Source organism: Sphingomonas qomolangmaensis (assembly GCF_024496245.1).
Lineage (GTDB): Bacteria > Pseudomonadota > Alphaproteobacteria > Sphingomonadales > Sphingomonadaceae > Sphingomonas > Sphingomonas qomolangmaensis.
In genome coordinates this window covers 92629-117672 of sequence record NZ_CP101740.1, presented here as the reverse complement: position 1 = coordinate 117672, position 25044 = coordinate 92629, and the positions used below count along the sequence as shown (strand labels likewise).

General features: G+C 67.6%; 25 protein-coding genes. 13 read left to right on the top strand and 12 right to left on the bottom strand.

Annotation, left to right across the window (positions count from 1 at the left end; all coding sequences use genetic code 11):
- Window positions 1-33 precede the first annotated feature (33 nt).
- From NMP03_RS00650 to NMP03_RS00610, 9 genes are all read right to left on the bottom strand, one after another.
- A complete protein-coding gene (locus tag NMP03_RS00650; protein WP_256506643.1) occupies window positions 34-1449 on the bottom strand; it encodes a UDP-N-acetylmuramoyl-L-alanyl-D-glutamate--2,6-diaminopimelate ligase in 1416 nt (471 codons plus the stop codon).
- Window positions 1446-3152 carry a peptidoglycan D,D-transpeptidase FtsI family protein gene (locus NMP03_RS00645; RefSeq protein WP_256506642.1) on the bottom strand — a complete coding sequence of 569 codons (1707 nt, stop codon included), beginning with the start codon at window positions 3150-3152 and terminating at the stop codon, window positions 1446-1448. The genes NMP03_RS00650 and NMP03_RS00645 overlap by 4 nt, the downstream gene beginning before the upstream one ends.
- Complete coding sequence (locus tag NMP03_RS00640) at window positions 3149-3805, bottom strand: hypothetical protein (protein ID WP_256506641.1); 657 nt, start codon at window positions 3803-3805, stop codon at window positions 3149-3151. Before NMP03_RS00640 ends, NMP03_RS00645 begins: the two co-directional genes overlap by 4 nt.
- On the bottom strand, window positions 3805-4746 hold the full coding sequence (gene rsmH / locus NMP03_RS00635) for a 16S rRNA (cytosine(1402)-N(4))-methyltransferase RsmH (protein WP_256506640.1): 942 nt from the start codon (window positions 4744-4746) through the stop codon (window positions 3805-3807). The genes NMP03_RS00640 and rsmH overlap by 1 nt, the downstream gene beginning before the upstream one ends.
- Window positions 4743-5240: a division/cell wall cluster transcriptional repressor MraZ gene (locus NMP03_RS00630; RefSeq protein ID WP_256506639.1), complete on the bottom strand. Its 498-nt coding sequence runs from the start codon at window positions 5238-5240 to the stop codon at window positions 4743-4745. The genes rsmH and NMP03_RS00630 overlap by 4 nt, the downstream gene beginning before the upstream one ends.
- A gap of 270 nt (window positions 5241-5510) precedes the next feature.
- Complete coding sequence (locus NMP03_RS00625) at window positions 5511-5819, bottom strand: hypothetical protein (protein WP_319937638.1); 309 nt, start codon at window positions 5817-5819, stop codon at window positions 5511-5513.
- A gap of 49 nt (window positions 5820-5868) precedes the next feature.
- A complete protein-coding gene (locus NMP03_RS00620) occupies window positions 5869-6861 on the bottom strand; it encodes a cysteine synthase A (RefSeq protein ID WP_256506638.1) in 993 nt (330 codons plus the stop codon).
- 57 nt (window positions 6862-6918) lie between these two features.
- Window positions 6919-7251: a DUF962 domain-containing protein gene (locus NMP03_RS00615; RefSeq protein ID WP_256506637.1), complete on the bottom strand. Its 333-nt coding sequence runs from the start codon at window positions 7249-7251 to the stop codon at window positions 6919-6921.
- Window positions 7252-7523: 272 nt separating this feature from the next.
- Window positions 7524-8396 carry a phage holin family protein gene (locus NMP03_RS00610; protein WP_256506636.1) on the bottom strand — a complete coding sequence of 291 codons (873 nt, stop codon included), beginning with the start codon at window positions 8394-8396 and terminating at the stop codon, window positions 7524-7526.
- Window positions 8397-8676: 280 nt separating this feature from the next.
- Here NMP03_RS00610 and NMP03_RS00605 point away from each other — a divergent pair, with 280 nt between their 5' ends.
- Window positions 8677-9063, top strand: a complete 387-nt coding sequence (locus NMP03_RS00605) for a DUF1761 domain-containing protein (protein WP_256506634.1) — start codon at window positions 8677-8679, stop codon at window positions 9061-9063.
- A gap of 230 nt (window positions 9064-9293) precedes the next feature.
- Here NMP03_RS00605 and NMP03_RS00600 read toward each other — a convergent pair whose 3' ends face one another.
- Window positions 9294-11153, bottom strand: coding sequence for an ABC-F family ATP-binding cassette domain-containing protein (locus tag NMP03_RS00600; RefSeq protein WP_256506633.1), 1860 nt, complete (start codon window positions 11151-11153; stop codon window positions 9294-9296).
- Window positions 11154-11273: 120 nt separating this feature from the next.
- Here NMP03_RS00600 and NMP03_RS00595 point away from each other — a divergent pair, with 120 nt between their 5' ends.
- The 8 genes from NMP03_RS00595 (at window position 11274) to NMP03_RS00560 (ending at window position 17661) form a co-directional block, all read left to right on the top strand.
- Entirely contained in the window at window positions 11274-11471 is a 198-nt protein-coding gene (locus NMP03_RS00595; protein WP_256506632.1) for a hypothetical protein, read from the top strand.
- Between the two features lie 37 nt (window positions 11472-11508).
- The gene (locus tag NMP03_RS00590) at window positions 11509-13200 is read left to right on the top strand and encodes a long-chain-fatty-acid--CoA ligase (protein ID WP_256506631.1); all 1692 of its coding nucleotides are present in this window, start codon (window positions 11509-11511) and stop codon (window positions 13198-13200) included.
- Between the two features lie 94 nt (window positions 13201-13294).
- A complete protein-coding gene (locus NMP03_RS00585; RefSeq protein WP_256506630.1) occupies window positions 13295-13540 on the top strand; it encodes an exodeoxyribonuclease VII small subunit in 246 nt (81 codons plus the stop codon).
- Window positions 13541-13551: 11 nt separating this feature from the next.
- A complete protein-coding gene (locus NMP03_RS00580; RefSeq protein WP_256506629.1) occupies window positions 13552-14451 on the top strand; it encodes a polyprenyl synthetase family protein in 900 nt (299 codons plus the stop codon).
- 16 nt (window positions 14452-14467) lie between these two features.
- Window positions 14468-14974, top strand: a complete 507-nt coding sequence (gene coaD, locus NMP03_RS00575) for a pantetheine-phosphate adenylyltransferase (RefSeq protein WP_256506628.1) — start codon at window positions 14468-14470, stop codon at window positions 14972-14974.
- A gap of 91 nt (window positions 14975-15065) precedes the next feature.
- Complete coding sequence (locus tag NMP03_RS00570) at window positions 15066-15767, top strand: peptidylprolyl isomerase (RefSeq protein WP_256506627.1); 702 nt, start codon at window positions 15066-15068, stop codon at window positions 15765-15767.
- A 141-nt stretch (window positions 15768-15908) separates the two neighbouring features.
- Window positions 15909-16934 (top strand): tRNA preQ1(34) S-adenosylmethionine ribosyltransferase-isomerase QueA, encoded by a 1026-nt coding sequence (gene queA, locus NMP03_RS00565; RefSeq protein WP_256506626.1) that lies wholly within the window; start codon window positions 15909-15911, stop codon window positions 16932-16934.
- A 22-nt stretch (window positions 16935-16956) separates the two neighbouring features.
- Window positions 16957-17661 (top strand): HAD hydrolase-like protein, encoded by a 705-nt coding sequence (locus NMP03_RS00560; protein WP_256506625.1) that lies wholly within the window; start codon window positions 16957-16959, stop codon window positions 17659-17661.
- Here the strand turns inward: NMP03_RS00560 and NMP03_RS00555 are convergent.
- Window positions 17603-18070 (bottom strand): OsmC family protein, encoded by a 468-nt coding sequence (locus NMP03_RS00555; RefSeq protein ID WP_256506624.1) that lies wholly within the window; start codon window positions 18068-18070, stop codon window positions 17603-17605. The two genes, NMP03_RS00560 and NMP03_RS00555, sit on opposite strands and share 59 nt — an antisense overlap.
- Before the next feature lie 46 nt (window positions 18071-18116).
- On the opposite strand from NMP03_RS00555, the gene tgt reads away from it, so the two are divergent.
- From tgt to NMP03_RS00535, 4 genes are all read left to right on the top strand, one after another.
- Window positions 18117-19253, top strand: a complete 1137-nt coding sequence (gene tgt / locus NMP03_RS00550; RefSeq protein ID WP_256506622.1) for a tRNA guanosine(34) transglycosylase Tgt — start codon at window positions 18117-18119, stop codon at window positions 19251-19253.
- Window positions 19254-19280: 27 nt separating this feature from the next.
- Window positions 19281-19484, top strand: coding sequence for a hypothetical protein (locus NMP03_RS00545; RefSeq protein WP_256506621.1), 204 nt, complete (start codon window positions 19281-19283; stop codon window positions 19482-19484).
- Window positions 19485-19604: 120 nt separating this feature from the next.
- Window positions 19605-20126: a YciE/YciF ferroxidase family protein gene (locus NMP03_RS00540; protein ID WP_256506620.1), complete on the top strand. Its 522-nt coding sequence runs from the start codon at window positions 19605-19607 to the stop codon at window positions 20124-20126.
- A gap of 284 nt (window positions 20127-20410) precedes the next feature.
- Window positions 20411-23251 carry a M16 family metallopeptidase gene (locus tag NMP03_RS00535; protein ID WP_256506619.1) on the top strand — a complete coding sequence of 947 codons (2841 nt, stop codon included), beginning with the start codon at window positions 20411-20413 and terminating at the stop codon, window positions 23249-23251.
- A gap of 382 nt (window positions 23252-23633) precedes the next feature.
- On the opposite strand, the gene NMP03_RS00530 is transcribed toward NMP03_RS00535, so the two are convergent.
- Window positions 23634-25043: a coniferyl aldehyde dehydrogenase gene (locus NMP03_RS00530; protein ID WP_256506618.1), complete on the bottom strand. Its 1410-nt coding sequence runs from the start codon at window positions 25041-25043 to the stop codon at window positions 23634-23636.
- Between the last annotated feature and the right edge of the window lies 1 nt (window position 25044).

The following is a 25044-nucleotide window of genomic DNA, read 5'->3' as shown; positions in this document are numbered from 1 at the left end:
CCCGCAGGCGGGAGGGGGACAAACCCCCGCCCCTCACGCCGCGCACTCGCGCGCCACGCTCACATCATCGAACGGCAGCACCATGTCGCCGACGATCTGCCCCTGTTCATGCCCCTTGCCCGCGATCAGGACGATGTCGGCCTCGCCCGCCTGCGCGATCGCGGCGGCGATGGCGGCGCGGCGGTCGCCGATTTCGGTCGCGCCAGGGGCGCCCTTCAGCACTTCGCGGCGGATGCTCGCGGCGTCCTCGGTGCGCGGATTATCGTCGGTGACGATCGCGACATCGGCGCGTGCCGCCGCCACCTGCCCCATCAGCTCGCGCTTGCCCGGATCGCGGTCGCCACCTGCGCCGAACACGACGATCAGCTTGCCCGCGGCATGCGGCTTGAGCGCGGCGATCGCGGCTTCGAGCGCATCCGGGGTGTGCGCGTAATCGACATAGACCGGCGCGCCGCTGCGCGCGATCGCCGCGCGTTCGAGCCGGCCGCGCACCGGCTGCAACCGCGCCAATGCCTGCAGCGTCGGCGCAACCGCACCGCCGGTCGCGATGACCAGCCCGGCGGCGACCAAGGCGTTGGCCGCCTGATACGCACCGATCAGCGGCAGATTGACCTTGTGGATCGCGCCATCGGCCTCGATCGTCAGCCCTTGCCCCAGCAAGGTCGGATCGCGCCCGACCAACCGCAGCGTGTCGCCATGTTCGCCTACGGTGATCAGCCGGTTGCCGCGATGCCGCGCCAGATCGAGCACGCGATCGGCGTGCGGATCGTCGACCCACACCACCGCGGTGCCGTCATCCGCGAGCACTTCGGCGAACAGCCGCAATTTGGCGGTGAAATATTCCGCCATGTCCTTGTGGTAATCGAGATGGTCGCGGCTGAGATTGGTGAAGGCGGCGGCGCGGACGGGCAGTCCCTCGGTGCGATATTGCGACAGGCCGTGGCTCGATGCCTCGAACGCCAGATGCGTCACCCCCTCGCGCGCCAGCCCGGCGACGTTCGACAGGAAGGTAACGACGTCGGGGGTCGTGAGCCCGGTGGTCACGCGCTCGTCGGCGGTGGTGACGCCCAGCGTGCCGATCGAGGCGGCATGGTGCCCCGCCATCCGCCATAATTGGCGCGTCAGCTCGACGGTCGAGGTCTTGCCGTTGGTGCCGGTGACTGCAGCCGTCACCGGCGGGAACGGCGCGAAAAAGCGCGCGGCCATTTCGGCGAAGCAGGCGCGCGGGCTGTCCTGCGCGATGTGCACCGCGCCTTCGACCACCGCTTCGGGGCGCGCGACCACCGCGATCGCGCCGCTGGCGATCGCCTGGGGGATGAAATCCTCGCCATTGACCCGCGCGCCTTCGAACGCGCCGAAGACGGTGCCCGGCGCGACCTTGCGATGGTCGATCGCAAAGCCGGTGACGTTTTGCGTTTCGGTGCCGCCGGTCAGCGTGCCGAGCTTCATTGGTCGACCTTCTTGTCGCCCGCGGCGCGCCACAGCAGCGGCATCAGTTCGGACACGTTGATGTCGCGGTTCATGTCGGGGACCACCCCCAGCAAGGGACCGGTGCGCGAGATGACGCGGCTGACGACGGGGGCGGCGGTCCAGGCGGCGCCGGTGAAGCCGAAGGTTTCGGCGGTGCCTTTGGGCGAATCGAGCATAGCGATCACCACATAGCGTGGTGCGTCCATCGGGAAAGCCGCCGCGAAGGTCGAAACGTTCACCCGTTTATTGTATCCGCCCGCACCGGGCTTCTCGGCGGTGCCGGTCTTGGCGCCGACACGGTAGCCCGGCGCCTCGCCGCGGCGGCCGGTGCCCTCGAGCACCACCAGCCGCATCAGCTGGCGCATCCGCGCGCTGGTGGTCTCCGAAAACACGCGGCGCCCCGTTGCTGCCTTGCCCTGCGGCACCTTGAGCATCGTCGCCGGCCGCCACGTCCCGCCATTCACCATCGCGGCATAGGCGCTGGCTAGGTGGAGCGGGGTGATCGCGATGCCGTGGCCATAGGCCGTCGTTAGCGTGGTCGAGCGTCCCCAATTGGCGGGCCAGATCGGCCGCGCCTTTTCGATCTCGATATCGGGCGCGGTGTCGAAGCCGAGCTTGCGGAACAGATGCTCCATTTTGGCCTGGCCCATTTCCTCGGCAACCCGCGCGGTCGCGATGTTTGACGAATGCACCAAGGTCTCGGGAACGTTGAGCCAGCGCTTCTGCGCGTGATCGTCGCGGATATGGAAACGACCGATCCGCAGCGGCGCGGTGGCATCATAGCGCTTCGCCATCGACGTCACGACGCCGGTGTCGATCGCCTCGGCCATCACCAGCGGCTTGAAGGTCGATCCCAGCTCGTAGACGCTCTGCGTCACGTTGTTGAGGATGCCGCTGTCGCCCTTGCCCATCCGGTTGGGGTTGAAGCTGGGAAGCGACGCGATCGCCATCACCTCGCCGGTATCGACGTCGAGGATCACCCCGGCCGCCCCCGCGGCGCCGAAGGTCGCCATCGCACGCCCAAGTTCGCTCTCAAGCGCCCCTTGAACGCGCAAGTCGAGCGACAACGGCACCGGCGCGCCGCGCAGCGCCGGGTTGGTCAGCTTGGGATCGAGATGCTTCTCCATCCCGGTGACGCCATGGCCGTCGAAATCGAGCAGGCCGAGCGCGTGCGCCGCCAGCGTCGTCTGCGGATACAGTCGCTCGGGCTCGCGGGCGAAGGCGATACCCGGCTCGCCCAGCGCGTTCACGCTATTGACCAGCTCGGGCAGCGCGCGGCGCTGGAGATAGGTGAAGGTCGATCCCGAGGTCAGCGCGCGATAATAATCGTCGGCACCACGATCGGGCATCAGTTCGGCCAGCGAGTCGGCGAGTTGGCGCTTGTCGCCGATCACCTTGTCGGGGTGGACGCCGATCGACCAGGCATCGATCGTCCGCGCGAGCGGCGCACCGTGGCGATCGACGATATCGCCGCGCACCGGGGTGAGCATCGCGGCGACGTCGCGCCCCGTCGCGGGCTCGGCCGACCAGGCGAGCATCGCCAGCCGGCCGACGACGATCAACACTCCCGCCGCGAACAGCAGCAGCAGGATCATCAGGCGCGCCTGCGCGGTCTGGACCAGCGCGTGCCGGCCCGCGCCGTTGCGCCGGTCGGCGGTCGGAGGCGCCGTCAGGACGATCAACGTCGTTTCACCGTTTCGGATTTTGCGCCGCGCGCCAGATCACCGAGCGTCCGGTCGCTCAACAGCGTGTCGTCGAGCATCGCGACCGCCTGCGCCTTGCGCTCGGTCGGCCGGCGCGAGGGCGCGGCGAGCGCACGCTCGGGGCTGGTGGTCGCGACCGAGGCGAGCGCGATCGGCGCTGCGCTGCGCTTGGGCGCGGCGGCTGTCGCAGGCTTGGCCGCGGGCGTGGTCGGCGTGGATGTAGCGGGCGCAGCCGGGCTGACCGCTGCCAGCTGCTGCTGGTTCGCGCGGTGAAGGTCGTTGTCGTAGAGCCCGGCGGGGACGATGAACGCAGCCTGCTGGACAGTGGCTTCGCCCGGCGTCGCGACATGCAGCTGCGCCAGCGCCTCCTCGCCCGCTACATATTGTTCGGGGCGCGGCGCGGCGAGCGCGAGCACGTCGCCGTTCCAGCGTTCGAGCTGGGCGATGCTCGAGCGCGTCTGGAATTCGGTTTCGAGGTCGCGAATTTCGCGCTGCGCCGACACGATCGCACGCTGCAGGCTTTCGACCCGCGCGCGTTCGGTCGCCACCCAGGACGAGACCAGATAGCAGGGCGGCGCTACCAGCACGCCGCACAGAAACCAGCCAAAGCCCTTCAAGCTCTTTGCCGCCATCAGTTTTCTCCCTGCCCCCATGGGGCTGCCGCGGTACGCCGGGCTACACGCAAGGTTGCCGAGCGCGCGCGCGGGTTGCGCGCGATCTCGTCTTCGCCGGCCCGCACAGCGCGCGCCGGTTGCTCGAAGCTTGGCGGCCGGGGCGACAGCGCCGCCGGCCGATGCCGCGATCCGGCGGGTTCGCTGCCCGACCGTTCGCGAAAAAAGCGCTTCACCAGCCGATCCTCCAGGCTGTGAAAGGTCACCACCGCGAGTCGCCCGCCCGGCGCGAGCACGCGCTCGGCAGCGGCGAGGCCGTCGACCAGCTCGTCGAGCTCGCGGTTGAGGTGGATACGGATCGCCTGGAAGGTCCGTGTCGCGGGGTCCTTCTTGTCGTGCGGCTTGTAGCCGAGCGACCGGCGAACGACCGAGGCGAGCTCGCCGGTGCGGGCAAGTGGGCGCGCCGCGACGATCGCACGCGCGACCCGGCGCGAGCGCGGCTCCTCGCCATAGCGATAGAGGACGTCGGCGATCGCTTCCTCGTCGGCGGTGTTGAGGAAATCGGCGGCGCTTTCGCCCGCCTGGCTCATCCGCATGTCGAGCGGGCCGTCGCCCCGGAACGAAAAGCCGCGCTCGGGCTGGTCGAGCTGCATCGACGATACGCCAATATCCATCGTCACGCCGTCGACGGGCACCGCATCGCGCGCCGCCAGCTCGCTTTCGAGCGCGGAGAAAGGCGATTCGACCAGGATCAGCGCGCCGTCGCTCGCCGCTGCCATCGCCTGCCCGTCGCGGATCGCGTGCGGATCACGGTCGAAGCCGATTACCCGCGCGCCGGCTTCGAGCATCGCGCGGGTATAGCCGCCCGCGCCGAAGGTCGCGTCGACATGCCGCTCGCCCGGGGTGATCGCGAGGCCGGCGATCACTTCGGCGAGCAGGACGGGGGTGTGCGGCGCGGTCACAGCACCACCTTCTTCTGCGCCATGTAGAAGCGGCAGCGATCCTGCAGATCGGGATCGTCGATCTCGGCGGCGAGCAGAGTCTCGGGTGCCCACACCTGGAAGCGGTCGCCGTCGCCCGCGAAGAACGCCCATTTGCCGATCCCGGCGCGCTGGCGCTCATAGGCGGGCAGCACGAAGCGGCCGCTGGGGTCGTAATTGGCGATTTCGACGCGATTCGCGCGGCGCTCGGCCTTTTCGTCGAAGGGGCGACCCTGTTCGGCGGCGAGCCGGCGGAGATGATTGAAATCGTCGTTGAGCTGGCGCGCCCAGGTGACGTCGTAGCACAGCAGGCAGTTCAATGCGGGGTCGCGGCCGACCAGCACGGTGCGCACCGGCGGCTCCTGCGGCGGGGTATTACGGTCGAGCACGACGCGCAGGTCGGCGGGAATCGCGACGCGACCCTTGTCGTCGACCGACTGCAGCGTGAAGCCGTAAAAGAGTTCCCTGTCTGCCACCCGCGCCCTTCATCGGGAGCACACACAGCCTCTCCCCGCCCGAAACCACGACCTGGCCTCGGCTGATATCGGATGACGAAGAGGAACGTGCCCCGCGGCAATTTCGTACCAAATCGAGGGGGTCGCTACAATGGAAATCTATGCCTTTTCGCCCCACTTTGCCCCACCAGCATCCACAAAGGCACTATGTACGCTTTTGGCCTTGTTATGTTCTTTTAAGGCCGTGGAGAATCGGTCCGTAAAGCGTTGCCGGGAAATGAAAGAAGATGCTTAACGCGGCGCCGGAGGTTGCTCGACCACCACGACGTTGACGACCTCGCCCGAGGTGCGGCTCGGCGCGACGCCGAGTTCGGCCAGCGGCTCGTCCTGCGGCGCTTGCGCCGCGACGCTGTTGCCGAGCAGGGTCATGTTGGCGACGACATCGGGCTTCGACGATCCGATCGCCTCGACCGGCGCCTGGCGGTCGACCGAACTGAAGATCGCGCTGGCGATCGTGATCAGCAGCACGACCAGCGCCAGCCCGGTCGTCGCGACCCGGATACGCTGCATTGCCTGGCTCTGGTCGATGGTGGGTGGCATCACGATACCAGGAAAGTAACCATCCCGCCGCGACTTGTCGACCGCGGTGTCAGCGCGGCGCCAGCGCGGCCGGCACCGACAGCCCCTTGGCGGTCAGCCAATCGCGATCGTACAGCGTCGAGAGATAGCGAAAGCCGGTGTCGCACAGGATCGTGACCACCCGGCTGCCCGCGCCAAGCTGCCGCGCCAGCCGCACCGCGCCCGCGACGTTGATCCCCGACGACAGCCCCAGGCACAGCCCCTCTTCGGCGAGCAGCCGGCGCATCCATTCGAGGCCCTCTTCGTCCGACACGCGGAACTGGGTGTCGATCGGCGCGCCCTCCAGGTTGGCGGTGATCCGCCCCTGCCCGATCCCCTCGGCAACCGACGAACCTTCGGACTTCAATTCGCCATTGGCGTAATATTCGTAGAGCGCGGCGCCGTGCGGATCGGTGAGCGCGATCGTCACCTTGGGATCGCGCTCCTTGAGCCCCAGCCCGACCCCGGCGATCGTGCCGCCGGTGCCCGCGGCGCAGGTGAAGCCGTCGATCCGGCCTTCCATCTGCCCCCAGATCTCGCTCGAGGTGCCGACGATATGCGCGCGGCGGTTGGCGATATTGTCGAACTGGTTGGCCCAAACCGCGCCGGGCGTCTCCTCGGCGATCCGGCGCGAGGTGTGGACGAAATGGCCGGGGTTCGAATAGGGCGCGGCGGGCACCAGCACCAGCTCGGCGCCGAGCGCGCGCAGCGTGTCCATCTTCTCGCGGCTCTGCGTCTCGGGCATCACGATGATCGTGCGATAGCCCTTGGCATTGGCAACCAGCGCCAGCCCGATCCCGGTATTGCCCGCAGTCCCCTCGACGATCGTGCCGCCAGGCTGGAGCAATCCGCGTGCCTCGGCATCCTGGACGATGAACAATGCCGCGCGGTCCTTCACGCTGGCGCCCGGATTGGTGAATTCGCACTTTGCGAAGATCTCGGCCCCGGCAGCCTCGCTCGGCCCCTTGAGGCGGACCAGCGGGGTGTTTCCGATCAAGGCGAGCGTATCGTTGGTTGTCTGCATGGACCAGAGATAGGGATTTGCGGGTGCGCGCGGCAAGCAACACCTGCTGTCAGCCGGTCAACGCCCGGTTGCCACCCCAGCGCGCTCGAGATGCGGCGCCAGCCTGCCGCCCACCGCCAGGAAGAACATGCGAAAGTCGCTGAGCAGCGACCACCAGGGATGGGTAAAGGTCGCCGGCCGGTTCCGCTCGACGCGGAAATGGGCGTACCAGGCAAAGCCATAGCCCGCGACCGGCACCGCCGCCCACCACCACCCGCCCGCGCCGATCGCGACGACAAGCAACGCCAGCGTGAGCGCGGTGCCGATATAATGCAGCCGCCGCGTCTCGGGCCTGGCGTGCTCGCGCAGATAATGCGGCCAGAACAGCGCATAGGTGGCGATGCGGATCATGGGCGCGAGGCTATGCGAGGTCGGGGTGGTTGGGAATGGGCGGTTTTGGCGATTCGGAGCCTCGGAAAGCTACAAAAGCTACACTACGTCCCCCCCGGATTCGCCCTTTCCGCGTCGCGAAACGCGAAGCGGGTGGGGATGAGCGAAACGTGTTCATGTGGCATGGGTACCAAAGCTCGCGCTTGTAGGACAGCGCGGTTCGGTTGGCGGCGGCGTGACCGTGCCAATCTAGCTGGCGGAATTGCTGAAGTGGGTGGAAAGTGGACGGCGTCTCACCGCTTTGGACGATAGCGAAACGCCTCCAATCTCGCCCGCGCTTCCCGATGCAGTCGCTCGGCATTCCTTGCGTGGCGGACATTAAAACGAAGCTGCCAGCGCGCTCGGCGGTGAACGAAACTCATACCGCAAGAATGGGCGAAGCCCGCCTTTATGCTCTGTCGGTTGCATATGACCCTTCCCGCTGATGTCGTTCGAACCAGGTAATCCTCAGGCTTCCTGTCTTCGAAAGTGACCATCCTCAGATGTGGAAGACCTACCCTGTTCAGCGCGCTTTGGTTGTTCCCATCGTAGATGATGGAAAAGGAATCGGGGTCCCGATAACGATTGCTGGAGCGATAACTGACATACCCTTTTCCATAGTAGCGCGGATGCTCAGGCGGCGAGACCGTGGTGCCGTCGGGCCATTCGTAAACAACTCCCCCGATCGGGAAACTGACCGGCTTAGGACTCGTATATGTCGCGACCTGTATCAGGGCTGCGATGGGCAGCCCAAGCCCGAGAAAAATAACTGCCCAAAACCACCGAAATCTCTTTTCCACGACAAAGTCGACGTGTTTCCCCGCATCGGCAGGGTCCCGCCTGGTTGAGCCTTTCCGGCCCAGCCAGATAAAGGCGAGGCCAGCAACAGCACCGTTCAGGACCCCAACTAAGCCAAAAAGCGGCATTACGAGCGAAAGAGCCGCTCTCGGCGAGCCAAGCAAAAGAGTCGCGACTAATACCGCGACCACTGTGCCCGTCAACGAGCCGGCCGCGGCCCCGAGCAGGATGCCATTCGCTACCGTGTCTCGACCTTCGGCGGCAAGCTTACGTGCTGCCGGCCTGCCAGCGACGGCAAGTACGACAAACCCAATCATGAAAAAAAGCAAGGCGAGGGATATACCTCCGCCCCACGGCCCCGACGAGAGCACGCTGAGCAACAGTCTGTTCGCGACGGCTCCGGCGATAGCCGCCAATGTACAGTCCCTCAGGTCGTACGACGGGGTTACACGCTCCGGACGGATCACCATGGGCCGCTTATAGTGCAAAGTCGTTAGCAGTTCATGCTGCGCGAATGTCCGCAACTGGGCGTTAGCGGCCCTAGGCGATAGAGGCATACGATCGCTGAAATAGTAGCGCTATCGAACCGCCTGTCCTACCTTTCCACCCATGATCTACATCCTGCAAAACCTTGTCCCGATCCTGGTCGCCACGCTTGCCGGGCTCGCGATCGGCGCGGTGTGGTATCGCGACCAGCCTCGGCGGGGCGGGAGCGTGGGGTTGTTGGTCGCTGCGTTCGTGGCCGAGTTCTGGCTTTGCGCGATCCTGGCGGGGGCGTTGATTTTGGCACCGGCGCAGGCCGATCGGTGGACGATGTCGCTGGGGAGCGCGGTGGTGATCTGGATCGGGTTCGTCGTGCCGGCGTTGGTGGTGACGCTGCGGCTGCGCGGGGTGCGCGCGGGCGGGATCGCGGGAGATTGCGGGCATTGGCTGGTGGTGATGCTGGTGCAGGCGGCGATCCTGCAGGGGATCGGGTTGGTGGCGCCGGTGGGGTGATGCTGCGGGCTATTCGCTGACGGTTTCTCGACTTCGCTCGAAACGAACGGGTGGGAATGGGATTTGGGTGATCGTCCCCTCAAACCGTTCGTGCTGAGCTTGTCGAAGCACTGTTCTTTCTTTTCGAACCGTTCGCAGAAGAAGGACGGTGCTTCGACAAGCTCAGCACGAACGGGTTAGGTCCGTTTCAATCCCCACAGGCGGGGTGTCGGGATCGCGCTACCCACCCCTTAAGCCGCGACCCCCTCGATCGCTTCGCTTGCCGCCATCCAGCGCGTTTCGGCCTCGGCCAGCTTGGCCTCCACGTCGCTGCGGCGTTTCATCAGGTCGCTCATCGCCAGTTTCGCCAGGTCCGCCCGCGCATCCGCCGGTGCGAACATCGCGTGGTCGAGCGCGCTTTTCTCCGCGGTCAGCTTGGCGATCTCGCTTTCGGCGGTCTTGGCGTCCTTGCGCAGTTCGGCTTCCTTCTCGCGCGCGGCGGCGGCGGCCTTGCGGTCGGCCTTCTTGTCCTTCTTCGAGCCCTTTTCGCCCGACGAACCCAGCACCAGCGCGATATAGTCGTCGAGGCTGCCGTCATATTCGCGCGCGGTGCCGTTATCGACCAGCACCAGCCGGTCGGCGGTGGTTTCGAGCATGTGGCGGTCATGGCTGACCACCACCACCGCGCCCTGATAGGCATTCAATGCCTGGATCAGCGCCTCGCGCGCGTCGACGTCGAGATGGTTGGTCGGCTCGTCGAGGATCAGCATGTGCGGCGCGTCGCGGGTGATCAGCGCCAGCGCCAGCCGCGCCTTTTCGCCGCCCGACAGCTTGCCGACGAGCGTCGTCGCCTTGTCGCCCGAAAAGCCGAACCGGCCGAGCTGGCCGCGCACCGCGCCGGGGGTCGCGCCCTTCATCAGCGCCGCCATATGCTCGATCGGGGTGTCGCGCGGATCGAGTTCCTCGACCTGATATTGGGTGAAATAGCCGACGCGCATCTTGCCCGACGAGGTGATCTCGCCCTCCATCGGGGTCAATTGCGCCGCGAGCAGCCGCGCGAGCGTGGTCTTGCCGTTGCCGTTGCGCCCCAGCAGCGCGATCCGGTCATCGGGGTCAAGCCGCAGGTTCAATTTGCGCAGGATCGGCGTGTCGCCATAGCCGACGCTCGCCATGTCGAGCGTCACCAATGGCGGTCGCAATTCGGTGGGATCGGGAAAATCGAAGCTGAGCGTTGGATCGTCGACCATCGAGGCGATCGGGGCCATGCGTGCGAGCGCTTTTTGCCGCGACTGTGCCTGCTTGGCGGTCGAGGCGCGGGCTGAGTTTCGCGCGACATAATCCTGCAGCTTGGCGCGCTGTGCCTCCTGGCTGGCGCGCGCGGCGGCGAGCTGCGCCATCCGTTCGGCGCGCTGCTTTTCGAACGCGTCATAGCCGCCGGGATACAGCGTCACCTTGCCGCCCTGCAGGTGGAGGATGTGATCGACGACGTTGTTGAGGAAATCGCGCTCGTGGCTGACGACGACGATCGTCGCCTTGTAGCCCTTGAGGAAATCCTCGAGCCACATGACGGCTTCGAGATCGAGATGGTTCGATGGCTCGTCGAGCAGCAGCAGATCGGGCTGGCTGAACAGCAGGGCAGCGAGCGCGACTCGCATCTTCCAGCCGCCCGAGAAGCTGTCGAGCGGGCGCTGCTGCATTTCCTCGTCGAAGCCGAGGCCGACCAGGATCCGCGCGGCGCGCGCGGGGGCGGCGTGGGCGTCGATCGCGATCAGCCGCTCGTGGATTTCGACCACGCGGTCCATGTCCTCGAGCTCTTCGACCTCTTCGAGCAACGCCGCGCGCTCGACATCGGCGGCAAGAACGGTCTCGAACGGCGTCGCGGTGCCCGAGGGGGCTTCCTGCGCGATATAGCCGAGCCGCGCGGCCTTGGGCATTTCGGCGGCGCCGCCATCGGGCTCGAGCAGACCGGCGATCACCCGCACCAGCGTCGACTTGCCCGCGCCATTTCGGCCGATCAGGCCGACGCGGCTTCCGGGGGGCAAGGCGGCGGTGGCGTTATCGAGGATAAGGCGCCCGCCAAGGCGCACCGTGATCGCGTTCAGGTTCAGCATGCGCGCCCGATAGCAGGCAATCGCCGCAAACGCGACCGGCTTGCGAAACGCTGGCAAGCACCGCGCAATTACGATATATCGCGCCCAGTCAAATCTTCGTCGCGTCGGAGTTCGAACGGCATGCAGCGTCGTCCCTATGGTCTGGTCCTGATCGCGGTGCTGGTACTGCTGCTGGCGGTGCGCCATCCGACCACCGACATTCGAATCAATCTGCACGACACCAGCGATCGCGACCCGCGCCAGATCGCCGCGGCGATCGACACCGGATTGATGGCGGTATCGGTGCTGGTGACCTGGACGCAGCGGATCGCCCGCTAGCTTGCACCGCCCGAAAACGCTGCTTACACCTGTGTAAATGAACGATCCCGAGACCGCCTGGCGGACCGCCTATCACCACCCCGGCGCGTGGGATCGCGCGTTCCCGCCGCAGACGATGATCGCGCTGTTCGAACAATCGGCGCGCGAGCGCGGCGACGCGCCGTTGATCGAATTTCTGGGCCGGCGCTACAGCTATGCCGAGACGCTCGACGGCGCGAGCCGCGTCGCGTGCGGGCTGGCGGCGCTGGGCTATGGCAAGGGCGACCGGATCGGCTTGTACCTGCCCAACGTCCCGCATTACGTCGCGGCCTATTACGGCATCCTCAAGCTCGGCGCGACGGTGGTGAATTTTTCGCCGCTCTATACCGCCGACGAGCTCGCGCATCAGGTCGAGGATTCGGGGACGCGGCTGCTGTTCACGATCTCGGCGAGCGCATTGTTGCCGACCGCGGTGAAGGTGCTCGACCAGAGTTCGCTCGAGCGGCTGGTGGTGGGGTCGGTCGCTGGCGCGTTGCCCGCCGCGAAGTCGGTCTTCTACCGCATGCTCAAGCGCAAGGAGATCGCGCCGCGCCCCGACGATTCGCGGATCACCGCTTTCTCGGCGCTGATCGCCAACCCGGGCGCGTGCGAGACGCCGCCGCTCGACCCGATGACCGATCTGGCGCTGATCCAATATACCGGCGGCACCACCGGCAGCCCCAAGGGCGCGATGCTGAGCCACCAGAATCTGTCGGCCAATGCGCGGCAGGTGGCCGAGGTCGATCCGCAGCGCGGGATCGGGGTCGATCGCATCCTGGGCGCGCTGCCGATGTTCCATGTGTTCGCCAACACCTGTGTGCTCAACCGCACCGTGGTGGCGGGGGGCGAGATGGTGCTGCTGCCCCGCTTCGAGGCAGGGGCGGCGCTGGCGGCGATCGCGCGCACCGGCGCGACCGCGCTGCCCGGCGTGCCGACGATGTATCGCGCGCTGCTCGAGCATCCGAGCCTTACCAAGACCGACCTCAGCTCGCTGCGGATCTGCATTTCGGGCGGCGCGCCGCTGCCCGCCGAGCTCAAGGCGCGGTTCGAGGAAGTGTCGGGGGCGAAGCTGGTCGAGGGCTATGGCCTGTCGGAAAGCTCGGGCGTGGTGTCGACCAATCCCTATGAGGGGCTGAACAAGTCGGGGACGATCGGCCTGCCGTTGCCCGCGACGCGGGTGCGGCTGGTCGACAAGGCCGATCCCTCGCGCCCCGCCCCCGATGGCGAGCCGGGCGAGATCGTCGTTGCGGGGCCGCAGATCATGCTCGGCTATTGGAACAGGCCCGATGCCGATGGCGAGGCGTTCTGCCACGCCGCCGATGGCAGTCGCTGGCTGCGCACCGGCGATGTGGGGACGATCGACGAAGACGGCTATATCCGCATCGTCGACCGGCTGAAGGACATGATCGCGGTCGGCGGTTTCAAGGTGTTCCCCAGCCAGATCGAAGCGATCCTGTACCACCACCCCGCGGTGCGCGAGGCGCTGGTGATCGGCATGCCCGACACCTACCGCGGCGAAGTGCCGCGCGCCTATGTCACATTGGTCGAGGACAGTGGCGTTACCGGCGCGGCGATCGCGGCGTGGATCAACCCGCAGCTCGGCAAGCACGAGCGGCTCGACGCGGTGGTGGTGCGCGAGGCGCTCCCCAAGACGATGATCGGCAAGCTCAGCCGCAAGGATCTGGTCGCTGAGCTCGCGGCGGAGGCTTGAACGGCACGCCCAAGCGCTGGAATATCGGGCTTGCGACCGCACTTGCGCGCAACCCGGTTGCAAGCCGACCCGAACCTGCCGCATAGCATCGCACATGGCAGAGGAACCCGGCATCGCCGAGCTTTCGTTCGAGGAAGCATTGAAGGAACTCGAGCGGATCGTGAGCCGCCTCGAAAGCGGCGACGCGTCGCTGCAGGAGGCGATCGACCTGTACGAGCGCGGCGACCGGCTGAAGAAGCAGTGCGCCGCGCGGCTCGATTCGGCGCAGGCACGGATCGAGGCGATCCGGCTCGATGGCAGCGGCCAGCCGGTGGGCACCACCGCGTTCGCGGGCGCCTGACGTTGAGCGGGATGCGCCACGCCTCGATCCCATTGCAGAACGCGATGCGCGACATTGCCGCCGAGATCGATCGCCAGTTCGACCAGCTGCTGCCGATCCCCGCCGATCCGCGTGCGGGGCTGTACCAGGCGATGCGCCACGCCGCGATCGGCGGCGGCAAAAGGCTGCGCCCCCTGCTGGTGTTCGCCACCGCCAAATTGTTCGGCGTCGATCGCGAATGCATCGCGCGCGTCGCGACCGCGATCGAATGCATCCACGTCTACAGCCTGGTGCATGACGATCTGCCCGCGATGGACGACGACGACATGCGCCGCGGCAAGCCGACGGTGCACAAGGCGTTCGACGAGGCGACCGCGATCCTGGCGGGCGATTGCCTCCACGCGCTGGCGTTCGAGCTGCTCGCCGACGAGCGCACGCATGGCGATCCGTTCGTCCGCGTCGAATTGGTCCAGTGCATCGCGAACGCCGCCGGCCCCGCAGGGATGGGCGGCGGGCAGATGATGGACCTCGAGGCCGAGAAGACCAGCTTCGACCTGCCTACCGTCACCCGGTTGCAGGCGATGAAGACCGGCGCGCTGATCGCCTGCTCGGTCGAGGCGGGCGCGATCCTGGGCCGGCTGCCGATCGAGGGGCGGACCGGGCTTCGCGGCTATGCACGCGACGTAGGGCTCGCCTTCCAGATCGCCGACGACCTGCTCGATGTCGAGGGCGACGAAGAAGCGGTCGGCAAGGCGCTGCGCAAGGACGGGTCGGCGGGCAAGGATACCTTCGTCTCGCTGCTCGGGGTCGAGCGCGCGCGCGAACAGGCACGCATCCTGGTCGAACAGGCGATCGACCATCTCCACGCCTATGGCAACGAAGCCGACCTGCTGCGCGACATCGCGCGCTTCACGCTGGAACGCGATCGGTGACCGACGAAGGGACTTCATGACGATTCGCACCGCCGTCTATCCCGGCACCTTCGATCCGGTGACGCTCGGCCACATGGACATCATCGGCCGCGCCGCCCGGATCGTCGACCGGCTGGTGATCGGCGTGACGACCAACCCGTCGAAATCGCCGATGTTCACGATCGAGGAGCGGCTGGCGATGGTCCGCCGCGAGGTCGAGGGGATGGAGACCGAGGTCCACGTCGTCGCGTTCGATTCGCTGTTGATGGACTTTGCCGAGCGCGAGGGCGCCGACATGATCGTGCGCGGGCTGCGCGCGGTCGCCGATTTCGAATATGAATATCAGATGGCGGGGATGAACCAGCAGCTGAACGACCGGATCGAGACGGTCTTCCTGATGGCCGATGTCTCGCTCCAGCCGATCGCCAGCCGCCTGGTGAAGGAAATCGCGATGTATGGCGGCGACATCGGCAAGTTCGTCTCGGGTCCGGTGCGCGCCGATGTCGCCGCGCGCGTCGAGGTGATCGGCCGCAAGGGCAGCTGACGCCCCCCGCCCCGCCGCCAAGCGGGGCGCTCTTTTCGCCACCGGGCTTTTGTTCTAGGGCCACCACCACATCAGGTTGACGGGGTTTCCCATGCGTTTCGTTCTTGCCATGCTTGCGGTCCTCGGGCTCGGGGCGGCGCTGCCCGCCAGCGCCCAGATCGTCGAATCCAACGCCACCGGGCGCGCGACGCCGCCGGCGACCACCGATGCCGAGAATCTCTGGCTGCTCGACCTGTCGACCGGCGGCCGCGTCACGATCTGGCTGCGTCCCGATGTCGCGCCCAAGATGGTCGAGCGGATCAAGGGCCTCACCCGCCAGAAATTCTACGACGGGCTGCTGTTCCACCGCGTGATCGATGGCTTCATGGCGCAGACCGGCGATCCCAAGGGCGACGGCACCGGCGGATCGCCGCTTCCCGATGTCGAGGCCGAGTTCAACTATCTGCCGCACGTCCGCGGCGCGGTATCGGCAGCGCGCCAGGGTTCGGCGCCCGGCGCCACCGCCGAAGTGCGCACCGCGGCGGAGAACAGCGCGAACAGCCAGTTCTTCATCGTCTTCTCGCCGCGGCTGTCGCTCGACAAGGACTATACCGTGTTCGGCCGCGTCCTTTCGGGGATGGAGCATGTCGATGCGATCCCGCGCGGCGAGCCGCCCGCGAACCCCGCACGCATCCTCCGCGCCTATATCGCCGCCGACAATCCCCCGCCCTTCACCCCGCAAGCGGCGACCGCCCCCGCGCTGCCCGCTGGCGAGAAGGAAGTCGTGCTGCCCGGGACTGCCCCGAGCAACTGAGATATTGCGACCAGCCAACTACCGTTCGGACGGAGCTTATCGACGTCCGGCCCGAACGATCGGCGAGCACCGCGCCCGGGTTAGGGCGGGGCGCCCTTCGACAGGCTCAGGGCGAACGGGTGCAAGGACTGCATTGAAGCAATGAACGTCGACCTGTTCGATTTCGAACTGCCGCCCGAGCGGATCGCGCTGCGCCCCGCCGCGCCGCGCGATTCGGCGCGGATGCTGGTGGTGAAGGGTGGTGCGACCACCGACGCGGTCGTCACCGACCTGCCCGGCCAATTGCGCGCCGGCGATTGCCTGGTGTTCAACGACACCCGCGTCATTCCCGCGCAGCTCGAGGGCAAGCGCGGCGAGGCGAGCATCGGCGCGACCTTGCACAAGCGCGAGGGGCCGCGCCGCTGGCGCGCCTTCATCCGCAACGCCAAGCGGCTGCGCGACGGCGACACCGTCGATTTCGGCCATGGCGTCACCGCAACCGCAGGCGACCGCGGTGACGATGGCAGCTTCGCGCTCGATTTCGCGGGCGACGAACCGGTTGAGCTGCTGCTCGAGCGTGCGGGCCGGATGCCGCTGCCACCCTATATCGCGGCGCGGCGCGGCACCGATGCGCGCGATGCCGACGACTATCAGACGATGTTCGCCGCCGAACCCGGCGCGGTCGCGGCACCCACTGCAGCGCTGCACTTCACCCCGGCATTGCTCGCCTCGCTCGCCGCAGCGGGGATCGGGCACGAGACGCTGACGCTGCATGTCGGCGCGGGCACCTTCCTGCCGATGAAGGCCGCCGATACCGACGACCACCAGATGCATTCGGAATGGGGCCGGATCGACGCCGCCACCGCCGAGCGGCTGAACGCCGTGCGTGCGCGCGGCGGGCGGGTGATCGCGGTCGGCACCACCAGCCTACGGCTGATCGAAAGCGCCGCGCAGGATGCCGGCCAGATCGCGGCGTTCGAGGGCGACACCGCGATCTTCATCACCCCGGGCTATCGCTTCAAGGGGATCGACGGCTTGATGACCAATTTCCACCTGCCGCGATCGACGCTGTTCATGCTGGTATCGGCGCTGATGGGGCGCGAGGCGATGCAGGCGACCTATGCACATGCGATCGCGGCCGAATACCGCTTCTACAGCTATGGCGATGCCAGCCTGTTGATCCCCTGACACGAGTTTGTCACACAGGGCGATGACCGTCCCCGATGCAGATGCCGGCGCGCCGATCCGGCTGGTGATCTTCGATTTCGACGGCACCTTGTCCGACAGCGGCGGCTGGTTCCTGGGAATCGTCGACCATCTGGCGGAAAAATACCGCTTTCGCGCGGTCGACCCCGACGAGGTCGAAGGGATGCGCGACAAGACCACGCGCGAGGTGATCCGGCACCTGGGTATCCCGGCGTGGAAGCTGCCCTTCATCGCGCGCTATGTCCGCAGCCTGCTGGCGCTGCACACCCATGAGATCGCGCTGTTCGAGGGGATCGCCGAGCTGCTTGCGGCGCTGAAGGCCGCGGGGATCCGCGTGGCGGTGGTCACTTCGAACTCCGAGCTCAACGCGCGCTGCATCCTCGGCCCCGACAATGCAGCGCTGGTCGATGTGTGGGAGTGCGCGTCGTCGCTGTACGGCAAGGCGCCCAAATATCGCCGCGCGCTCAAGCGCGCCGGGGTCGGCGCGAGCGAGGCGATCTCGATCGGCGACGAAACCCGCGACATCGAAGCCGCGCGCCGGGCGGGGATGCGCGCAGGGGCGGTGTTGTGGGGATATGCCAGCGAATCGGCGCTGCGGGCGCAGTCGCCCGACCTGGTGTTCGCCGCGCCGAACGACATCGCGCGCATGCTCATCGCGGGTGATAGGTCGCCTCGACCGACACCGGGAAATTCACCGATCGCGCGATGAAGCAATAGCGGTCGACCTCGTGGTGCAGCCGATCGGCGAGCGCGAGATCGGCACCCGCCGCCAGCTCGATCGCCGGCCGCAGCGTCGCGCGAAGGAAGCGCCCCTCGCCGCCGGCCAGCGTCTCGCCCACCCCCAACGGGTCGTCGACATAGCCATGGACGACGATCCCCGCCTGGCTCGCCAGATGCAGATACCAGAGCATGTGGCAGGCCGAGAGCGACGCCAGCAGCAGGTCTTCGGGATTGGGCAGCGCCGGATCGCCGCCGAGCAGCGGGTCGTTCGAGCAATGGATCACCGGCTTGCCCGGCGTCGTCACGTCCCAGGTCCGGGCATAGCCGCGATAGCTTGCCGTCCCCTGCCCGCGATTGCCGGTCCAGGCGATCCGTGCGGCATAGTCGTGTTCGGCCATCGGCTTGCCCTTTCCATTCGGCGCGCGGGACGGCAAAGCATCGCGGATGCGTCCCCGTTTCGATTTCACCATCCACGCGACCGGGGGCAAGGCCCGCACCGGCACCATCGCGATGCGCCGCGGCGATATCCGCACCCCCGCCTTCATGCCGGTCGGCACCGCCGCGACGGTGAAGGCGGTCAAGCCCGCCGATGTACGCGCAGGCGGCGCCGATATCCTGCTGGGCAACACCTATCATTTGATGCTTCGCCCCGGTGCCGAGCGGGTCGCGCGGCTGGGCGGGTTGCACCGCTTCATGGGCTGGGACCGGCCGATCCTGACCGACAGCGGCGGCTATCAGGTGATGAGCCTGTCGGACCTGACGACGCGTAGCGAGGATGGCGTTGCGTTCCGGTCGCATATCGACGGGTCGCGCCACATGCTGTCGCCCGAGCGGTCGATGGAAATCCAGCGGTTGCTGGGCAGCGACATCGTGATGGCGTTCGACGAGCTGGTGCCCACCACCGCGACGCGCGAGGTGCAGGCGGCGGCGATGGAGCGGTCGATGCGCTGGGCGCGGCGATCGCGCGAGGGTTTCGATGCGGGCGGCGCGCATGCCGAGGGTGCGGCGTTGTTCGGGATCCAGCAGGGGGCGCTCGATGAGGGGCTGCGCAAGGCGAGCGCCGATGCGCTGCTCGATATCGGCTTCGATGGCTATGCGGTCGGGGGGCTCGCGGTGGGCGAAGGACAGGAGGCAATGTTCGGGGTGCTCGATTACGCGCCGGGCCAGCTCGATGCCGCGCGGCCGCGCTATCTGATGGGGGTCGGCAAGCCCGACGACATCGTCGGCGCAGTCGAGCGCGGGATCGACATGTTCGATTGCGTGCTGCCGACGCGCAGCGGGCGCAACGGCCAGGCCTTCACCCGCAACGGCCCGCTCAACATCCGCAACGCGCGCTTTGGCGAGGACCAGGGTCCGGTCGACCCGAGCTGCGGCTGTCCGACCTGCGCGGGGTGGAGCCGCGCCTATCTGCACCATCTGGTGCGCACCGGCGAGATATTGGGCGCGATCCTGATGACCGAGCATAATCTGTGGTTCTATCAGGCGCTGATGGCCGATCTTCGGAGCGCGATCGAACGCGGTGGCTTGAGCGCGTTTGCTGACGAATTTCGGGCGCGCTATGCTGAACGCGACCACGGCTGAAGCAGCATACCAAAAACGGAGAGCGAGATGTCGGACCAAGACGAGCTGCCGAGCAACGAGATCGTCGTTGCGGCCAAGGATGCGCAGGCGCGCCGCACCGCGGCACAGGCCAAGCCCCCCGCCGAGGATCGCAGCCGGCACTGGCCGATGACCGCGATCGGCGTCGGCGTCGGGTCGGCGGCGCTGGCGGCCGCCCTGCTGTACGCCAACCGCGGCAACAAGAAGCGCTAAGCGCTGCGAATGGTGGCGATCATCGGGCCGGCATCGCAACCATCGGCACGCCTTGCGGGTTGATGCAGCGACGCCTGCTGTTCCCCCGGCCTGGCGTCCACTCTTACGATGGAGGCCATCATGGGCTTGTTCACCAAAGACATCGCCACGTTCGACGACCTGTTCCTGCACCAGCTCCAGGACGTCTATTATGCCGAGAACCAGATCACCAAGGCGCTGCCCAAGATGGTCGCCAAGGCGACCGACGCCGGGCTGAAGGCCGGGTTCGAACAGCATCTGACCGAAACCGAAGGCCAGATTGCCCGCCTCGAGCAGGTGTTCGAGCTGCTGGGCGAGAAGGCCAAGGCGGTGACCTGCCCCGCGATCGACGGCATCATCAAGGAAGCCAACGAAACCGCGGGCGAGATCGCCGACAAGGCGGTGCTCGACGCTGCACTGATCGCCGCCGCACAAGCGGTCGAGCATTACGAGATCACGCGCTACGGCACGCTGGTCACCTGGGCCGAGCAGCTCGGCCATACCGAGATCGCGGGCATCCTCCAGCAGACGCTCGACGAGGAATATGCGACCGACGACAAGCTGACCGCGATGGCGAAAGCCAAGATCAATCCGCGCGCCGACGCGGTAACCGAACCCGCCTGAACCCCCTGCTTGCGCCGGCCCGATCGGGTCGGCGCAGGTACCGACGATAGCCCCGCGAGTCGCGCCGTACCGATGGTTCGGAAGGCTACAAAAGCTACACTACACCCCCCCATATTTCCCTCCCCGCCGAATCGAAAGACGATGGCGGCCGAGCGCGGGAAGTGCGTGGTCATGGGCTCGACCTATCAAAACCAGTGCTTGTAGGACAGCGCCGCGCGATCGCGGCTGCGGCGATTGACACGCGCGGGGACTGCGGCACAACGGCGCCTCCACCGGAGACCGCCATGACCAAGTTCGCCGCCGCACTGCTGTTCGCCACCATGCTGACGCCGGTCGCGACGCACGCGCAGACGCCGCCCCCGGCGGCGACCGCGCCGGTCGGCGTCGAACCGATCGTCTATACCGAACGCACGCTCGCAAACGGCCTGCGCGTCTATGCGATCCGCGACACCACGACGTCGACGGTGTCGGTGCAGGTCTGGTACGATGTCGGATCGAAGGACGATCCCGCGGGCAAGTCGGGCTTCGCGCACATGTTCGAGCATCTGATGTTCAAGGGCACGCGCAACCTGGTCGACGAGCAGGTCGACCGGCTGACCGAGGATGTCGGCGGCTACAACAACGCATCGACCGGCGACGACTACACCAATTATTTCGAGGCGGTGCCCGCCAACCATTTGCAGCGGCTGTTGTTCGCCGAGGCCGACCGGATGGCGACGCTGGTGGTCGATCCCAAGGTGTTCGCCTCCGAGCGCGAAGTCGTGAAGGAGGAATTGCGCAGCCGCGTCCTCGCCGCGCCCTTCGGCAAGCTGTTCTACCTCTATCGCCCGATGATCGGCTATACGACGCACCCCTATGCGCGCCCCGGCATCGGCAGCATCGAGGATCTCGACGCCGCGACGATCGACGACATCCGCGCCTTCCATGCGACCTATTACCGCCCCGACAATGCGGTGCTGGTGGTGGCGGGCAATTTCGATCCCGCGCAGCTCGACCAGTGGGTCGACCAGTATTTCGCAGGCATCAAGCAGCCCGCACGGCCGATCCCGCGCGTCACCGCGACCGAACCCGAACCGACCAAGGCGCGTGCCTATACGGTGTACGAGCCCAACACCCCGCTGCCCGCGGTGCTGATCAACTATCCGCTGCCGCCGTCGAACCACCCCGATGCCGCGGCGCTGACGGTGCTCAACACGATCATGGCGGGCGGCGACAATTCGCGGCTGTACCAGTCGCTGGTCTATCGCGACCAATTGGCGGCGCAGGCGGCGAGCTTCTACGACGCCAAGCAATCGACCGGGCAGTTCAGCGTCTATGCGATCCTGGCCGGCGGCAAGACCGCAGTGGATGGCGAGGCGGCGCTGCGGCGCGAGATCGCTCGGCTGCGCGACGAGCCCGTCACCGCCGCCGAGCTCGCCGAAGCCAAGAACGAATTGCTGACCGAGAATATCGAGGGGCGCGAGACCGCCGAGGGCAAGGCCTTCACGCTCGCCAACGCGATCATCGTCGATCGCGATCCCAAGGCCGCCGACAAGCGGCTGGCCGAGCTTGCGACGGTCACCGCCGCCGATGTCCAGCGCGTCGCACGCCGCTACCTGACCGACGCGCGCTCGTCGTCGATCCGCTACAACCCGGCCGAGAGCGCCCCCGCCGGCACCAAGGGCGACACCATCGCGCTGGCACCAACGGTGAAGGTTGCCGAGTTGAAGGCACCCGCCGACATCGTCATCCACACCGCCGCGGCGGCGGGCGAGCGCGTCGCGCCCCCCGAACCCGGCGCGCCGGTGAAGCCCGCGCTGCCGCAGCCGACCGAGACCCGCCTCGCCAACGGGATGCGGGTGATCGTCGTCGAAAAGCGCGGGTTGCCGCTGGTGAGCGCGGCGCTGGTGATCGAGGGCGGCGGCGCGCTCGATCCGGCGGGGCGCGCGGGGCTTGCGAGCATGACCGCGTCGCTGCTGACCAAGGGCACGACGACGCGCAGCGCGACGCAGATCGCACAGGCGGTCGAATCGCTCGGCGGGTCGATCGCGAGCGACGCGCAATGGGACGGCGCTGGCGTTACGCTGACGGTGAAGTCCGACCAGCTCACGCCGGCGCTCGGCATCCTTGCCGACGTCGCGCGCAATCCGGCCTTTGCCGCCGAGGAACTCGATCGCGCACGGACGCAGGCGATCGACGGGGTAACGGTGCAGCTCAAGGACCCCGGTGCGCTGTCGCGGATCGTCGCGACTCGCGCGGTGTTCGGCGATGCGGCCTATGGCAACCGGCTGGGGGGCACGCCCGCGTCGCTCAAGGCGATCACCCGCGACGAAGTGATGGCGGCGTATCGCGCGAGCTGGCGGCCCGAGCGCGCGGCGTTGGTGCTGGTGGGTGATATCAATGCGGCGGGCGGGCAGAAACTGGCCGAGCAGTTGTTCGGCGACTGGCGCGGCCAGGGCCAGGCCGCCGTGCGCGCTGCGGCGGCGCCCGCGGTGCCGCAACCGCGGGTAATCGTCGTCGACCTCCCCGATGCGGGCCAGGCGGGGGTCGTCGTCGCACGCCCGGGGATCGCGCGCAGTGATCCGCGTTTCTATGCCGCCAATGTCGCCAATGCGACCTTGGGGGTCGGCTTCTCGTCGCGCCTCAACCAGGAAATCCGCATCAAGCGCGGGCTGGCCTATGGCGCGGGGAGCCAGCTCGATGCGCGGCGCGGGGTCGGTCCGGTCGCGGCGGCGACGCAGACCAAGAACCCAACCGCACCCGACGTAGTGGCGATCATCGCCGCCGAAATGCGCCGGCTGGGCACCGAGCCCGCCCCCGCCGCCGAGCTCGCGACGCGCAAGGCGGTGCTAATCGGCAGCTTCGGCCGCGCGACCGAAACGCGATCGGGGATTGCCGGGCTGGTCGGCGACTATGTCGTCGAAGCGGTGCCGCTCGCCGAACTGCAGCGCTATGGCAGCGCGACCGAGGCGGTCGACCCGCGCGCGGTGCAGGCGGCTGCGGCGGCGTTGCTCGATCCGGCGGCGGCGAGCATCGTCGTCGTGGGCGATGCCAAGCAGTTCATCGAACCGCTGCGCAAGGCGTATCCGAAGGTCGAGGTGATCGCCGCGGCGGCGCTGAATTTGGATCGTGCGGCGTTGAAGTAGATACGTCGTGGTCCCCCTCCCCCTTGCGGGGGAGGATAGTTTTGGGTCGCACGGCGGCTGGGTGCCGGCTCTTCCTCCCCCGCCAGGGGGAGGGGGACCGCGCAAGCGGTGGTGGGGGCGGACACGCGCGGGCCGTTGGGAATTCCTCCCCCTCCACCATCCTGCGCATGTCCCCCTCCCCCTGGCGGGGGAGGATAGTTTTGGGTCGGACGGGCGACTCGGCGCCAGGTTCTTCCTCCCCCGCCAGGGGGAGGGGGACCGCGCAAGCGGTGGTGGGGGCGGACACGCGCGGGCCGTTGGGAATCCTCCCCCTCCACCATGCTGCGCATGGTCCCCCTCCCCCTGGCGGGGGAGGATTTCGGGTCGATTCCGCTGTGCCTCGCTAGCCCTTGATCTGCTTCGCGATCGAGCGGCGGGTCGCGGCGCCGTAGGGGGGCTTCAGCCCTGCGAGCCTAGCCACGTCGATCTTCGGCTGGCGATAGATCGACCGCGCGTGACTGAAGGTGCGGAAGCCTGCCTCGCCGTGATAGGCGCCCATTCCCGAGGGCCCGATGCCGCCGAAGGGCAGTTCCTCCTGGCTGACATGGAACACTACGTCGTCGAGCGTCACCCCGCCCGAGATCGTCCGGTCGAGCAAGCGGCGGCGTTCGGCTTCGTCGGTGCCGAAATGATACAGCGCCAGCGGGCGATCGCGGCGGTTCACCTCGGCGATCGCGTCGTCGATCGTGTCGTAGCTGCGGATCGGCAGGATCGGGCCGAAGATTTCCTCCTGCATCACCGTCATCGCGTCGGTCGCGCCGCGGATGATGTGCAGCGGCAGCTTGCGGCTGTTCGATCCGGCGAAATCCTCGTTCGCAGGGTTCACGACGATGACCTCGGCGCCCTTCGCGCGTGCGTCTTCGATCCAGCCGGTCAGCCGCTCGTGGTGTCGGTCATTGATGATCGCGGTGTAATCGGTATTGGCGAGCAACGTCGGATATTGCGCGCTAGCTGCCGCCTGCAGCCCCGCGACCACCGCTTCCTCGCGATCGGCGGGGACCAGCAGATAATCGGGGGCGAGGCAGATCTGCCCGGCGTTGAGCATCTTGCCGATCACCACCCGCTCGGTCGCGCGCGCGATATCGGCCGATCGCCCCAGGATCACCGGCGATTTGCCGCCAAGCTCGAGCGTCACCGGCGTTAGATTGTCGGCGGCGGCATGCAGGATATGCCGCCCGATGCCGGTCGCGCCGGTGAACAACAGGTGATCGAAGGGCAACGCGGCAAACGCCTTGCCGACCTCGGCCCCGCCCGAGACGAAGGCGACTTCGCTGGCGTCGAAATAGCGCGCGCCCAGTTCCTCGAACAATGCGGCGACGCGCGGGGTGAATTCGCTGGTCTTCATCATCGCGCGGTTGCCCGCCGCCAACACCCCCGCGAGCGGGCTCATCACCAGATTGACCGGAAAATTCCACGGCGCGATGATCCCGACCACCCCCTTGGGCTGATATTCGACCCAGGCGCGCCCGCCGAGCAGCCCCAGCGGAAACAGCACCGGCTTCTTTTCGGGTCGCGACCAGCGATCGAGCTGCTTGAGCGCATGGCGCAGCGGCGCGATCGACGCGGCGATGTCGGTCAGCAGCGACTGTTCCTGGCTGCGATGGCCGAAATCGTCGCAGAGCGCGTCGCAGAAGCGCTGCTGGTTGCCCATCAGCATGGCGATCGCGCGCCGCAGCCGGTCGCGCCGCGCAGCGACCGTCACCGGAAGTTCGGCCATGAAAGCAGCGCGTTGCGCGTCGAGGATCGATTGCATG

What these genes read in the sequence shown, in the direction of transcription:
- queA (WP_256506626.1), top strand. Translation starts at nt 15,909, where the DNA reads ATGAACGTCGACCTGTTCGATTTCGAACTGCCGCCCGAGCGGATCGCG.
- NMP03_RS00650 (WP_256506643.1), bottom strand. Translation starts at nt 1,449, where the DNA reads ATGAAGCTCGGCACGCTGACCGGCGGCACCGAAACGCAAAACGTCACC.
- NMP03_RS00540 (WP_256506620.1), top strand. Translation starts at nt 19,605, where the DNA reads ATGGGCTTGTTCACCAAAGACATCGCCACGTTCGACGACCTGTTCCTG.
- NMP03_RS00555 (WP_256506624.1), bottom strand. Translation starts at nt 18,070, where the DNA reads ATGGCCGAACACGACTATGCCGCACGGATCGCCTGGACCGGCAATCGC.
- NMP03_RS00580 (WP_256506629.1), top strand. Translation starts at nt 13,552, where the DNA reads ATGCGCCACGCCTCGATCCCATTGCAGAACGCGATGCGCGACATTGCC.
- NMP03_RS00625 (WP_319937638.1), bottom strand. Translation starts at nt 5,819, where the DNA reads ATGCCACCCACCATCGACCAGAGCCAGGCAATGCAGCGTATCCGGGTC.
- NMP03_RS00620 (WP_256506638.1), bottom strand. Translation starts at nt 6,861, where the DNA reads ATGCAGACAACCAACGATACGCTCGCCTTGATCGGAAACACCCCGCTG.
- NMP03_RS00590 (WP_256506631.1), top strand. Translation starts at nt 11,509, where the DNA reads ATGAACGATCCCGAGACCGCCTGGCGGACCGCCTATCACCACCCCGGC.
- NMP03_RS00605 (WP_256506634.1), top strand. Translation starts at nt 8,677, where the DNA reads ATGATCTACATCCTGCAAAACCTTGTCCCGATCCTGGTCGCCACGCTT.
- NMP03_RS00600 (WP_256506633.1), bottom strand. Translation starts at nt 11,153, where the DNA reads ATGCTGAACCTGAACGCGATCACGGTGCGCCTTGGCGGGCGCCTTATC.
- tgt (WP_256506622.1), top strand. Translation starts at nt 18,117, where the DNA reads ATGCGTCCCCGTTTCGATTTCACCATCCACGCGACCGGGGGCAAGGCC.
- NMP03_RS00535 (WP_256506619.1), top strand. Translation starts at nt 20,411, where the DNA reads ATGACCAAGTTCGCCGCCGCACTGCTGTTCGCCACCATGCTGACGCCG.
- NMP03_RS00530 (WP_256506618.1), bottom strand. Translation starts at nt 25,043, where the DNA reads ATGCAATCGATCCTCGACGCGCAACGCGCTGCTTTCATGGCCGAACTT.
- NMP03_RS00545 (WP_256506621.1), top strand. Translation starts at nt 19,281, where the DNA reads ATGTCGGACCAAGACGAGCTGCCGAGCAACGAGATCGTCGTTGCGGCC.
- coaD (WP_256506628.1), top strand. Translation starts at nt 14,468, where the DNA reads ATGACGATTCGCACCGCCGTCTATCCCGGCACCTTCGATCCGGTGACG.
- NMP03_RS00595 (WP_256506632.1), top strand. Translation starts at nt 11,274, where the DNA reads ATGCAGCGTCGTCCCTATGGTCTGGTCCTGATCGCGGTGCTGGTACTG.
- NMP03_RS00640 (WP_256506641.1), bottom strand. Translation starts at nt 3,805, where the DNA reads ATGGCGGCAAAGAGCTTGAAGGGCTTTGGCTGGTTTCTGTGCGGCGTG.
- NMP03_RS00585 (WP_256506630.1), top strand. Translation starts at nt 13,295, where the DNA reads ATGGCAGAGGAACCCGGCATCGCCGAGCTTTCGTTCGAGGAAGCATTG.
- NMP03_RS00615 (WP_256506637.1), bottom strand. Translation starts at nt 7,251, where the DNA reads ATGATCCGCATCGCCACCTATGCGCTGTTCTGGCCGCATTATCTGCGC.
- NMP03_RS00570 (WP_256506627.1), top strand. Translation starts at nt 15,066, where the DNA reads ATGCGTTTCGTTCTTGCCATGCTTGCGGTCCTCGGGCTCGGGGCGGCG.
- NMP03_RS00560 (WP_256506625.1), top strand. Translation starts at nt 16,957, where the DNA reads ATGACCGTCCCCGATGCAGATGCCGGCGCGCCGATCCGGCTGGTGATC.